Annotated in this window: 12 protein-coding genes; 4 read left to right on the forward strand and 8 right to left on the reverse strand. The window is 67.4% G+C overall.

Going from position 1 to position 12151, the window contains the following annotated elements:
- Positions 1-65: 65 nt before the first annotated feature.
- The 6 genes from regX to ACZY0B_RS18540 form a co-directional block, all read right to left on the reverse strand.
- Entirely contained in the window at positions 66-749 is a 684-nt protein-coding gene (gene regX / locus ACZY0B_RS18515) for a two-component sensory transduction protein RegX (protein ID WP_463765657.1), read from the reverse strand.
- Entirely contained in the window at positions 746-1975 is a 1230-nt protein-coding gene (locus ACZY0B_RS18520) for a sensor histidine kinase (protein ID WP_463765658.1), read from the reverse strand. The genes regX and ACZY0B_RS18520 overlap by 4 nt, the downstream gene beginning before the upstream one ends.
- A gap of 161 nt (positions 1976-2136) precedes the next feature.
- Complete coding sequence (locus ACZY0B_RS18525; protein ID WP_463765659.1) at positions 2137-2886, reverse strand: phosphoglyceromutase; 750 nt, start codon at positions 2884-2886, stop codon at positions 2137-2139.
- Between the two features lie 44 nt (positions 2887-2930).
- Positions 2931-3449: a type III secretion system chaperone family protein gene (locus ACZY0B_RS18530; protein WP_463765661.1), complete on the reverse strand. Its 519-nt coding sequence runs from the start codon at positions 3447-3449 to the stop codon at positions 2931-2933.
- Positions 3446-4780, reverse strand: a complete 1335-nt coding sequence (gene mshA, locus ACZY0B_RS18535) for a D-inositol-3-phosphate glycosyltransferase (protein ID WP_463765662.1) — start codon at positions 4778-4780, stop codon at positions 3446-3448. The genes ACZY0B_RS18530 and mshA overlap by 4 nt, the downstream gene beginning before the upstream one ends.
- Positions 4781-4839: 59 nt before the next feature.
- Positions 4840-6147: an ROK family protein gene (locus ACZY0B_RS18540; RefSeq protein ID WP_463765663.1), complete on the reverse strand. Its 1308-nt coding sequence runs from the start codon at positions 6145-6147 to the stop codon at positions 4840-4842.
- A gap of 178 nt (positions 6148-6325) precedes the next feature.
- On the opposite strand from ACZY0B_RS18540, the gene ACZY0B_RS18545 reads away from it, so the two are divergent.
- Positions 6326-7075, forward strand: coding sequence for an SDR family oxidoreductase (locus ACZY0B_RS18545; protein ID WP_463765664.1), 750 nt, complete (start codon positions 6326-6328; stop codon positions 7073-7075).
- Here the strand turns inward: ACZY0B_RS18545 and ACZY0B_RS18550 are convergent.
- Together ACZY0B_RS18550 and ACZY0B_RS18555 are read right to left on the reverse strand one after the other, a co-directional pair.
- The gene (locus ACZY0B_RS18550) at positions 7059-8432 is read right to left on the reverse strand and encodes a L,D-transpeptidase (RefSeq protein WP_463765665.1); all 1374 of its coding nucleotides are present in this window, start codon (positions 8430-8432) and stop codon (positions 7059-7061) included. The genes ACZY0B_RS18545 and ACZY0B_RS18550 overlap by 17 nt on opposite strands.
- 39 nt (positions 8433-8471) lie before the next feature.
- Entirely contained in the window at positions 8472-9560 is a 1089-nt protein-coding gene (locus ACZY0B_RS18555) for a UDP-N-acetylmuramate dehydrogenase (RefSeq protein ID WP_463765666.1), read from the reverse strand.
- 26 nt (positions 9561-9586) lie between these two features.
- Between ACZY0B_RS18555 and ACZY0B_RS18560 the strand changes: the two genes are divergently transcribed.
- From ACZY0B_RS18560 to ACZY0B_RS18570, 3 genes are all read left to right on the forward strand, one after another.
- The gene (locus ACZY0B_RS18560) at positions 9587-10108 is read left to right on the forward strand and encodes a DUF2505 domain-containing protein (RefSeq protein WP_463765667.1); all 522 of its coding nucleotides are present in this window, start codon (positions 9587-9589) and stop codon (positions 10106-10108) included.
- A 195-nt stretch (positions 10109-10303) separates the two neighbouring features.
- Positions 10304-11146: a carbon-nitrogen hydrolase family protein gene (locus tag ACZY0B_RS18565; protein ID WP_463765668.1), complete on the forward strand. Its 843-nt coding sequence runs from the start codon at positions 10304-10306 to the stop codon at positions 11144-11146.
- Positions 11143-12144 (forward strand): LmeA family phospholipid-binding protein, encoded by a 1002-nt coding sequence (locus ACZY0B_RS18570; RefSeq protein WP_463765669.1) that lies wholly within the window; start codon positions 11143-11145, stop codon positions 12142-12144. Before ACZY0B_RS18565 ends, ACZY0B_RS18570 begins: the two co-directional genes overlap by 4 nt.
- Positions 12145-12151: the final 7 nt, after the last annotated feature.

Raw genomic sequence — 12151 nt, forward strand, 5'->3', positions numbered from 1 at the left:
GGGCGTTGCGTGTGCGCCCCGGGCGGCATAGCGGCACACTCGCCGCCCTGAACGCACACCCCGGGCTAGCCCTCGAGCTTGTAGCCCAGCCCGCGTACCGTCACCAGGTGCACCGGGTTGGCGGGGTCGGATTCGATCTTGGACCGCAGGCGCTTGACGTGGACGTCGAGCGTCTTGGTGTCGCCGACGTAGTCCGCACCCCAGACCCGATCGATCAGCTGCCCTCGGGTCAGCACCCGCCCGCTGTTGCGCATCAGGTATTCGAGCAGATCAAATTCCTTGAGCGGCAAGGTAATTGTGTCGCCGTTGACCGACACGACGTGCCGCTCGACGTCCATCCGTACCGGGCCGGATTCCAGCACGCCATCGCTGATCTCCGAGTCGTCGTCGCCGCCCCGGCGAAGCACCGCCCGGATCCGGGCAATCAACTCGCGGGCCGAATAGGGCTTGGTGACATAGTCATCTGCACCGAGCTCCAAGCCGACGACCTTGTCGATCTCGCTGTCCCGCGCCGTGACCATGATCACGGGGACGCTGGAGCGAGCGCGCAGCTGCTTGCACACGTCGGTGCCCGACATGCCCGGCAACATCAGATCGAGCAGCACGATGTCCGCGCCGGCACGATCGAATTCGGACAGCGCCGCTGGCCCATCGGTCACCACGGTGGCTTCGAAGCCTTCCTTACGAAGCAGGAAGGCCAGTGGATCGGCAAGCGACTCCTCGTCCTCCACGATCAGCACACTGGTCATCGACTTAGTTCTTCCTCTCGTTGGGACCTGTTGGGCCGCACCTCGCGAGCCCGGGGTTGCTCGGATTCTTCGTCGCTTTCGCTGTCCTGATAGGCCGGGATGGACAACGTGAACGTAGAACCGGTTCCCGGCTTGCTCCACACACCGATGCTGCCGTCGTGATTGGCCGCAACGTGCTTGACGATCGCCAGCCCCAGCCCACTGCCGCCGGTGGCTCGCGAACGCGCCTTGTCCCCCCGGAAAAACCGCTCGAAGACCCGCTCCTGGTCTTCTAGAGCAATCCCGATACCGCGGTCGGTGACCGCGATCTCGATGTTGTCGCCGCGACGGCGACGGCTGATCGACACCGGTGATCCCGGCGGCGAATAGGCGATCGCATTGGAGACCAGATTGGCCAATGCGGTCACCAGCAGCGTTTGATCCCCAAGCACCCGCAAACCGGTGGGTGAGTCGGTGCGAACCTCGATCTTCGCGTTGTCGGCGGCCACCTTGTGACGCGAAATCGCTTCGGACACAACGGTATCGACCTCAACTGCGGTGACGTTGGGCAACCGCTCGGCGCCCTGCAGCCGGGACAGCTCGATGAGCTCGGCGACCATGTCCCCCAGCCGGTTGGCCTCGATCAGCACCTTCTCGGCGAACCGGCGCACGGTTTCCGAGTCATCCGCGGACGCCAGCAGGGCCTCGGCGAGCAGAGCCATGGCGCCGACCGGGGTCTTGAGCTCGTGGCTGACATTGGCCACGAAGTCGCGCCGGGTGGCCTCCATGCGGGCGTAGTCGGACTGGTCGTGGACGAAGACCACGGCGAACCGGCGGTCCTCTTCGCTGAGCAGGCGGGCTTGCCCGTGCACCGATATGCCGGATCGCCCGGCGGCTGCGCGCTTGCCGGGCTGTAGGTCGAATTCGACGTCGTCACCACCGAGCGCCTGCTGCGCCGCCTGCCAGGCTTGGTCGTCGAGCTGCCGGTCACGCACCAGGCCCAACTCCTTGGCCCGATCGTTGAGGTAGACGACGTCGCGGTGTGAATCCACCACGGCGGCACCCAGTGGCATCAAGGTGACGATCTGTTGCAGCATCTGCGCGACGGTGATCCCGGTCGATTCGGTGGCCGCTCGCTGGCGGCGCCGCACCACACGCGCGGACAACCGAGTGCCGGCCGCCACACCAACGGCCAGCGCGAGCAAGGACAAGACCCCGGCGAGCAACAGCGCCGAGAACACAGTCACGTACAAATCCTACAAATCTGGTGAACGCAGCCCTAGCGGAACGAGGCCAAAATCGGACAAGTCACAACATGCGCCACAGGTGTTCGGCTGCCGTTCATGCGAAATTTGGCCAGAGGGCCTTTTGCGCTCGAAAGCGGCCGAAATCGGGCGGCGCGGCCAACCTACCGGGCACCCTGGCTAGCTACCGCCGCGGCGCCGGCCGCAGCAGCCGCCGGGTCCAGGTAGGTACCGCCCGGCACCATCGGACGCAAATCGGCGTCCAGGTCGTAGCGCAGCGGAATGCCGGTCGGGATGTTCAGCTCGGAGATCTCCTCGTCGGAGACCTGGTCCAGGTGCTTGACCAGGGCACGCAGCGAGTTGCCGTGCGCGACGATGAGTACCGTCTTGCCGAAGCGCAGATCCGGCACGATGACGTCGGTGAAGTACGGCAGGAACCGCACCACCACGTCGGCCAGGCATTCGGTCAGCGGGCCGCCGCCGATATCGGCATAGCGCGGGTCGGCGTCCTGGCTGAACTCGCTGCCCTTCTCGATCGGTGGCGGCGGGGTGTCGTAGCTGCGCCGCCAGGCCATGAACTGCTCGTCGCCGTAGCGGGCCTTCGTTTCGGCCTTATCGAGCCCCTGCAGCGCGCCGTAGTGGCGTTCGTTGAGCCGCCAACTGCGGTGCACCGGGATCCACAGCCGGTCGGCGGCGTCCAACGCCAGGTGCGCGGTGGTGATCGCGCGTCGCAACAGCGAGGTGTAGAGCACGTCGGGCAGCAAGTTGTGTTCGGTCAACAGCTCGCCGCTGCGAACCGCTTCGGTCCGGCCCTTTTCGGTGAGGCCGACGTCGACCCAGCCCGTGAACAGGTTCAGCGAGTTCCATTCGCTTTCTCCGTGGCGAAGCAGTACCAGCGTCGCAGTGTCACCCATGCCGGTCAGTCTCTCACGCAGGTTCTGCGGCTCGCCGAGCCTAGCTATTCCGACTCGTCATCGTCGTCGTCGATCAGGTGGGCGAAGGCCTCCAGATTCTTCAGCGACTCGCCACGCGATACCCGCCAATCCCATTCCTTCTGGATCGACGAGCGAAAACCCAACTCCAGCAACGTATTAAAGTCCGCATCCACCGCTTCGAGTACCTGCCCCAGCACCCGGTCGATCTCCTCGGCGTCAACCGAGGCCAACGACATCCGGCCAACCAGATAGATGTCGCCGACGTTGTCCAGCGTGTAGGCGACTCCGTAGAGCCGGCGGTTGCGCCTGAGCAGAAACCGGTAGACGCCCTCATGGTTCTCATCGGGTTTGCGGCATACGAACGCCTCGACGCGCACCGAGTGCGCACCGATGCTCAGGATCGTGTTGGTCTTGAGCTTGCGCTCACCGGGCAGCTCCACCACGAGCCCCGGCATCCCGCCATGTGCGCCTTCGTGTTTCGAGTACGTGAGCTCGCTGGCCTCTAGCGCATGCTCGATCACCTGCTGCACGGACGAACTCATGCGCCCACCCCGCGACGCGGTGTCCAGCGTCGTGGTTTGCGTGCCGCGACCCGGTCGCGAACCCGGCGCTGCCGCGCGGCGGTGAAGTCGCCGATGGCCCGCCGATAGCTGGTCAGCAGCGCGTCGGTGGTGTTTTCCCAGGAGAACGTCGCGGCGTGTGCGGCCGCGGCCCGGCCCATCGCCGTGCCCCGCGGCGTGTCGTCCGACCGCAACAGCTCATCGAGCGCGTGCGCCCAGTCGTCGACGTCATGCCCGGAAACCAGCGAGCCGGTGACACCGTCGCGCACCGCGACCGGCAGCCCGCCGACCGCGGCCGCCACCACCGGCGTGCCGCAGGCCTGCGCCTCGACGGCGACCAAGCCGAACGACTCCGAATAGCTAGGCACCGCAACAAGATTCGCGGCCTGGAACAACGTGGCCAGATTCTCCCGTGACTGCGGCGGCAGGAATGTCACCCGCTCCGCGATCCCGAGTTCGTCGGCCAGGCGAACCAGCCCGTCCGGGGTGGCCAGGCCACTGCCCGACGGCCCACCGGCCACCACGATGCGCACCCCCGGCAGTTTCGCCGCGGCCCGCAGCACAATGTCGGGCGCCTTCAGCGGCTGGATTCGTCCGACGAACGCCACGATCTGTTCGTCGAGCGGCAGGCCCAGTGCGACCCGGGCCGCGCGGCGATCACCCGGATAGAACACCTCCAGGTCGACGCCGGGATGAACCACGTCGATCCGCTCCGGATTGGCGTGATAGATCGAAATCAATTGCCTTGCTTCATCATCGGTGTTGACGATCAGCCGATCCGCCTCGTCGACGACCTGCTGCTCCCCCACGGTGCGCAGCGGCGGCTCGGGCGCATCGCCGTCGGCCAGCGCCGCGTTCTTGACCGCGGCAAGCGTGTGCGCGGTATGCACCAGCGGCACCGCCCACCGGTCGCGGGCCAGCCAGCCGACCTGCCCGGACAGCCAGTAGTGCGAGTGCACGATGTCGTAGTAGCCGGGTTCATGCGACGCCTCGGCGCGCAGCACCCCGGCCGCGAACGCACACAGCTGGGTGGGCAGGTCGTATTTGTCCAGGCCCTCGAACGGCCCCGCCACCACGTTGCGCACCAGCACGCCGGGTTCTACTTGCACGACCGGTGGATCGGCCGACGCGGTGGCCCGGGTGAAGATCTCCACCTCGATACCGCGCCGGGCCAGATGCAGCGCACTTTGCAGCACGTACACGTTCATCCCGCCGGCGTCGCCGGTGCCCGGTTGGGCCAGGGGTGAGGTGTGCACTGCCAACAGCGCGACCCGGCGCGGATCGTTCAGCAGGAGGACGTCGTCGTGCCGCACACTTTCATCTTTACAGGACGGGCTTTCACGCAGCCCAGGCCGCGTGCGGCTTGTTCGCGTCAGGCGGAAGACTCCGGGACGATTTCCGGGATCCGGGAGCCGATCACACCGGCACGGCGCATCGCACCCAGCGGGTCGGCATACAGCCCGCCCAGCGACACAATTCCCGCTCCGGCCTCCTGCACCCGATTACCGAAGGCGGTGACGCGGATATCCCGCGGCGCCAGCACCGAGCGCTCGGTGAACGCCTCCTCCACCTGCTGCATTGCCTCCGGATATTCAGTGAAGGCCTGGCCGCCGACCACCAGCTCGTCGGGATTGAGTAGGTCACGCAGCAGCGCGACCGCCTCACCGAGCACCCGGGCCCGCTCCGAGAGCAGAGCCTTGGCCTGCTGGTTCCCGGCCCGGGCCACCCGCAGCAGATCGGTGATCGCGGTCGCGGAGCCGTTGGCACGGCCCGCGGGAGCCGCCGGCAGAATTCGCAGCCGGCGAGCCGCCGCCAGCACGGCCTCGTCGCTGACCGTGGATTCCAGCTGGCCGCTGCCGCCGAGCAGCTCAGAGTGCGCCGGCAGGCCCGCGATGGTGCCGGGTCCGCTGGACGGGCAGTGCACCCGTCCGCCGATGACCAGGGCGTAGCCCACGGTCTCGCGGGCATAGACGTAGAGGCTGGTCGGCGAGCTCGGCGCGAACCGGCGCATGCCCAGCAGCAGCTCGGCTCCGGCCATCGCATCGACGTGCGAGGCCACCGACACCGGCAGGCTCAGCGCGTCGGCCAGCACCGGTCCGACCGGCGCTTGCCGCCAGCCCAACCGCGGGTGGTCGACGTGGCCGGTGGCACCGTCGACCGTGCCACCGATTGCCACCCCGACCCAGAGCGCCCGACGGCGATGCCAGCGCCGCAGGTACCGGCTGGCGCTGTCGGCCAGCGACGTCAGCGCGGCCCCCGGGGGGCTCAGCGGCGTCGGGGTCTCCACCGTGTCCAGCGTGCGGCCGAACAGATCGGTGGCCACGATGCTGGTGGTCCGCGCGCCGACGTGGATGCCCAGCGTCACGAACGGTTCGTGGTTGAGCTCCACCGGTACCCGAGGGCGTCCGATGGCTCCGGAAACCGCCAGGTCGGCGCGTTCCCGTAGCAAACCCGCGTCAAGCAGCGCGATGACTTGCCGGTTCACCGTCGCGATGCTCAGTGACGTGACGCCGGCGATGACGTCGCGACCGACCGGGCCGCGCAACCGGACCGCCCGGAACACCGAGGCCGCCGCGGAGTCGGAGATGTGCAGCGACGGCGGCAGAATCTGGCGGTGCAGCAGCAGGTGGCCCTTACGGCTGGGCGAATGATGCGTATAAGCGAGAGAAGTCGAGCGCACGAGCGTCCTTTGTCCGAGTTCCAAATGGCCGGTCTTGGCCACAACCTGTTTTGGGTTCAGGCGCGGCAAAGTGCGCGGCAACAACACGCACACGCCGCGCAAAGACACGCGGTGGCGTTGTTGAACTGGGCGCTGTGGTGCACACGAGAAATTTAGCACGTTTATTAGAGTTGTCTCGGTGAGTTCAGCTAATGCGAATCAGCGGATTGCGGTAGTCACCGGCGCCAGTTCTGGGATCGGCGAAGCAACCGCCAAAACCCTTGCAGCCCTTGGGTTTCACGTCGTCGTGGTGGCCCGCCGCGCCGACCGGATAAATGCCCTGGCGAATGACATCGGCGGCACCGCAATTGTGGCTGACGTCACAAACGATGCGGCTGTCGAGGCGCTCGCGAGCAAATTGAGCCGGGTCGACGTGCTGGTCAATAACGCCGGAGGCGCTCGCGGATTGGCGCCCGTCGCCGACGCCGACCTCGAGCACTGGCGGTGGATGTGGGAGACCAACGTGATTGGCACGCTGCGGGTCACCCGCGCGCTGCTGCCCAAGCTGGTCGACTCCGGCGACGGCCTGATCATCACCGTCACCTCGGTGGCCGCGTTCGAGGTTTACGACAACGGCGCCGGGTACACGGCCGCCAAGCACGCCCAGGGCGCGCTGCACCGCACGCTGCGCGGGGAGCTACTGGGACAGCCGGTGCGGCTCACCGAAATCGCCCCGGGCGCGGTGGAAACCGAGTTTTCGCTGGTCCGCTTCGACGGCGATCAGCAGCGCGCGGATACGGTCTACGACGGCATCACGCCGCTGACGGCGAGTGATGTGGCCGAGGTGATCGGATTCGTGGCGTCGCGGCCTTCCCACGTCGACTTGGACCTGATCGTCCTCAAGCCGCGCGACCAGGCCAACACGATGCGGTTTAGCCGCCGGGGCTAGGCCCTGGACTGGAAGTGGTCGTCGTCGTGGTGGTCGGTGTGCCCGACAAACTCGGCGCGGTCGACGGTGTGACCGGCGCGGTGACGGGGATCTGACTGGCGGGCGGATGCGCGTTCGGCGGCGGCAGTGCCGACATGGCGACCCAGGTGTCCCAGTCGACGGCCCAGTCCCAGATGTCGCCGTCGGAGTAGGACAGCTGGATCGTGCTGCCGGTCACCTCGACCGGGTCGCCGTAGATCGCGGTGGGGTAGTACTCCGCGGCATCTTCGTTCGACAGGTTGATGCAGCCGTTGGTGACGTTGGTGTTGCCCTGCGCGCCCGAGCTCGAGGGGTTGGCGTGGATGAACTCGCCGTTGTTGGAGATCCGCACCGCCCAGCGTTCGTGCACGTGGCTGTAACCGGCGGCGGGGTTGGACATATAAAAGTCGGCGTATTTCTCGGTGACCACGTGGATGCCGTTGCGGGTCACGTTGCGGGCCTTGTCGGCCTCTCCGTAGCTGCACGGGAAGTCCATGATGACGCCGGCGTCGGTGACGACCTGGATGCGGTGCGACGACACCTCGGCCTTGACCACCTGCTTGCGGCCGATCTGGATCTTCAACGACATGTCCTGCAGGCCGTAGGCGCCGTCACCGAACGGCAGCCCGTAGAGCTTCGCGTCGACGTTGACGGTGGTACCCGCCGGGTAGTACTCGCGCGGCCGGTAGTGGATGCGGGCGCCCTGCTGCTCGTCGGGCAGCCAGGCCCAGCTGCCCTCCACGGGCGGGTTGGTGGTGACGGTCAGGGCCTTCTCGACGGCGGCCTTGTCGCTGATCGGCGCGTCGAACTGGATGATGATCGGCGCGGCGACGCCGACGGTCTGACCGTCGGCCAACTGAAAGCCGCCGTCGATCTTCTTGCTGGGCGCCACGGTGGTGAACTTGCCCGTGACGGGAACGGCCTTGCCGTCGTGGCCGACGACCGACCCGCTCCAGCTATAGCTCGTGTCATAGCCCAACGGCTCGGTCGTCGTGTAGACGGTGCGGTCGGAGTTGAACGCCCCGGCGACGGCCTTGCCGGACGAGTTCGTCAGCGCCACCTTCTGGAACCAGCCGTCGCTGACCGCCACGCTGACCGGCGCGATGGGAACCACGTCGGCGGCGGCGTCGGCGGGCTGGTATTTCAGATTCGGCGCCGACTGCTCTTTGTTCTTCTGCGCTTGCTTGCTCACGGTGCCGCTGCAGGCGGCCAGCACGCTCGGCGCGAACACACCCAACCCCAGGGCTGCCAACGCCAAGCGCCGGTTAATCGGCGGCTGGGCGTCAGATGGGCTCACGACTATAAAAGATACCGGCAGGAACGACACCGTCGGCGCCACGACAAGTCGGGAAAGCGTACAGCCAGACCAAATTCACAGCTATAGCCCGCAGCCCAGCAGGACAGGTTCGGGTTCCAGTGTGATGCCAAACACGTCGCGGACCCCGTCGCGGACGGCTCGCGCGAGCGCCATCACGTCCGCGGTGGACGCGTTGCCGCGGTTGGTCAGAGCAAGCGCATGCTTGGTGGACAGCCGGCACGGTGCGGACGGATCGTCCGGGTAGCCCTTGCCGAAGCCCGCGTGCTCCACCAGCCAGCCGGCGGCCAACTTGACGCCGTCGGGCGCCGGATAATTCGGCACCGAACCGTCGGTCCGGCCGGCCAGCGATTCGTACACCTCCGGCGCGACAACCGGGTTGGTGAAGAACGAACCCACACTCCAGGTGTCGTAGTCGGCCGCGTCGAGCACCATGCCCTTGCGGGCCCGCAGGGCCAGCACCGCCTCGCGAACCGCCCCCGGTTCGGCACGCTCACCATTGGCCGCATTCAGCGCCGTCGTGAGCTCGCCATAGCGCAAGGGCGCACTGCGGCCCGAGTCGTCCAGCGCGAACTCCACTTCCAGCACGACCGCGGGGACCTGTTGCGCGCCGGCCCGCTTGAACATGCTGGTGCGGTAACCGAACCCCAGCTCGCCGCCGGGTATCCAGCGCGCCGCGCCGCTGCCGCGATCCAGCACCCGGACGCGGGTAATGGTGTCGGATACCTCTGCGCCGTAGGCTCCGACATTCTGCACCGGGGTGGCGCCGGCCGAGCCCGGGATGCCGGACAGGCATTCCAGCCCGCCCAGCCCGTGCTCGATGGACGCGAGCACGACGTCGTCCCACACGGCGCCGGCCTCGGCGCGCACCAGGTTGCCGTCGACGGTGATCCCGCGAGTGGCCAACTGCACCGCCGTCAGGTCGGTCAGGTCGTCGGCAATCACCAGGTTGGAGCCGCCGGCGAACACCAGCACCGGCCCGCCGCTCGCGGAATCCAGCTCGGCCAGCACAGCGACGACTTGTTCGCTGCTGGTGCAGGTGATCAGGCGTCTCGCGACCGGACCCACCCGCAATGTGGTCAGCGGCGCCAACGGCACCGCCTCGGCGACGCGCGCACCAGCGAAGCGCGATCCGGCATCGCTGGCTTTCATGGCCCGTAACGGTAGCCTGACCAGCTATGCCCCGCTCATTCGACTTGTCCGCCGACTATGCGGACAGCGTCGAAAAGCTTCATCGCGCGTTCGGTGAGGCGGACTACTGGCTGGCGCGGCTGGCCGACCTTCCGGTCGACGAGGCGAGGCTGGAATCGATCCTGGTCGGTGGTGACTCCGGGGGCGACGGCACCATCGAAGTGGTGACGCTGCAGGAACTGCGCAGCCACAACCTGCCGGCCATGGTCACCCAGCTGCACCGCGGCGATCTCTATTTCAAACGCGAAGAAGTGTGGGGACCGGTCACCGACGGCACCGCGATGGCGTCCATCAAGGGCTCGATCGTGGACACTCCGGTGAACGTGTCGGGCACCGCCGAGCTGTCGCCGATTTCTCGCGGCGGCGCGCGCCTGACGTTCCGGGTCACCATCCATGTCCGGATCCCCCTCATCGGCGGCAAGGTCGAGAAGATCATCGGCACTCATCTGGCCGAGCTGGTGAGCAGAGAACAACGGTTCACCACCGAGTGGATCACCAACAACGTGTGATTCGCTCCTAAGCTGAACTGCCCGCCTCCTCCTCGCTCCGCAAGCGGAGCGCATCGTCACCGGGCCTAAGCTGAACTGCCCGCCTCCTCCTCGCTCCGCAAGCGGAGCGCATCGTCACCGGGCCTAAGCTGAACTGCCCGCCTCCTCCTCGCTCCGCAAGCGGAGCGCATCGTCACCGGGCCTAAGCTGGCGGCCATGCGAATCGCGTTGGCGCAACTGCTCAGTGGCAGCGATCCGGCGGCGAATCTGCAGCAGGTGCGCGATTACACCGCCCGGGCCGCCGACGCCGGCGCGACCTTGGTGGTGTTTCCCGAAGCGACCATGTGCCGATTCGGCGTCCCGCTGGGACCAATCGCCGAGCCCGTCGACGGGCCGTGGGCGGACGGTGTCCGGCGGATCGCGACCGACTCCGGCATCACGGTGATCGCCGGAATGTTCACCCCGGCCGGCGACGGACGAGTGTCGAACACGCTGATCGCGGCCGGTCCGGGCACTCCCAACCGGCCGGACACCCATTACGACAAGATCCACCTCTACGACGCGTTCGGCTTTACCGAGTCGCGTACCGTCGCGCCCGGCCGGGAACCGGTGGTGATCACGGTCGATGGGGTGGGGGTGGGCCTGAGCGTTTGCTACGACATCCGCTTTCCCGAGCTCTACACCGAGCTCGCCCGGCGCGGGGCCCAGCTCATCGCCGTCTGCGCGTCCTGGGGCTCGGGCCCCGGAAAACTCGAGCAGTGGACGTTACTGGCCCGCGCACGTGCCCTGGACTCGATGAGCTACGTCGCCGCGGCCGGTCAGGCCGATCCCGGTGACACCCTGGACGGCTCGGGATCTGCCTCCGGTGCGCCGATGGGGGTCGGCGGCAGCCTGGTGGCGTCACCGCTGGGCGAGGTGGTCGCCTCGGCCGGCGCAAACCCGCAACTGGTGGTTGCCGACATCGACATCGACAAGGTCGCGAAGGCCCGGGACAGCATCGCGGTGCTCCGCAACCAGTCCGACTTTGCTCGTAGGGATAGGGCAGAATCGGTCGGGTGACGAACCCGCAAGGACCACCGAACGAGGGCCCGTCGTCGTGGGCTCGTCCCGGGGATCAGGGTCCGTTCGGGCCTACCTCCGCTGAAGGCCCCACCGAGGGGTTGGGCGCCGGCGATGCGGCCCCGCCCCCGAACACCGCGACGCAGGCGCACTACCCGGCCGGCGCGGACACCCAGCAGGCCGGCTACCCACCGCCCTCGCCGGCAGGTCCGACAGAGCGGATTGCCACGCCCGGCGAAGAGCCGGCACCGGCGAAGAAGAAACGACTTCGCGACCCGCTGTCCATCGTCCTGATCGGCATCATCGTGGTTTCGCTGGTCGTCGCGGGTCTGATCGGCGGCGAGCTGTACGCCCGGCACGTGGCCGACACCAAGGTGGCCGAGGCGGTGGCGTGCGAGGTCAAGGATCAGGCCACGGCGTCGTTCGGGGTGGCGCCGCTGCTGTTGTGGCAGCTCGCGACGCAGCATTTCACCAACATCTCGGTGTCGACGGCGGGCAACCAGATCCGCGATGCCAGGGGCATGAAGATCGACATCGGCATCAACGACGTCAAGCTGAACAGGACCGAGTCGTCCAAGGGGACCATCGGTTCCCTCGACGCGACCATCACCTGGACGAGTGACGGCATCAAGCAGTCGGTGCAGAACGCGATACCGGTGCTGGGCCCGTTCGTCACCAACAGCGTGATCACCCATCCCGCGGACGGCACCATCGAGCTGAAGGGCATGCTCGACGACATCACGACCAAGCCGGTGGTGTCCGGCAACGGGATTCGGCTGCAGATTCAGAGCTTCAACGCGCTCGGCTTCACCATGCCGAGAGAGAGCGTGCAGTCGACGCTCGACGCGTACACCGCGAACCTCACCGGCAACTACCCGCTGGGTATCCACGCGGACAGCGTGCAGGTGACGTCTACCGGCGTGACGAGCCACTTCTCGACGCAGAACGCCACCATTCCCGCCGGCAACAACAACGACTCCTGCTTCGCCAACATCTAGGCGCCGG

Source organism: Mycobacterium sp. IDUB_19, assembly GCF_055419445.1.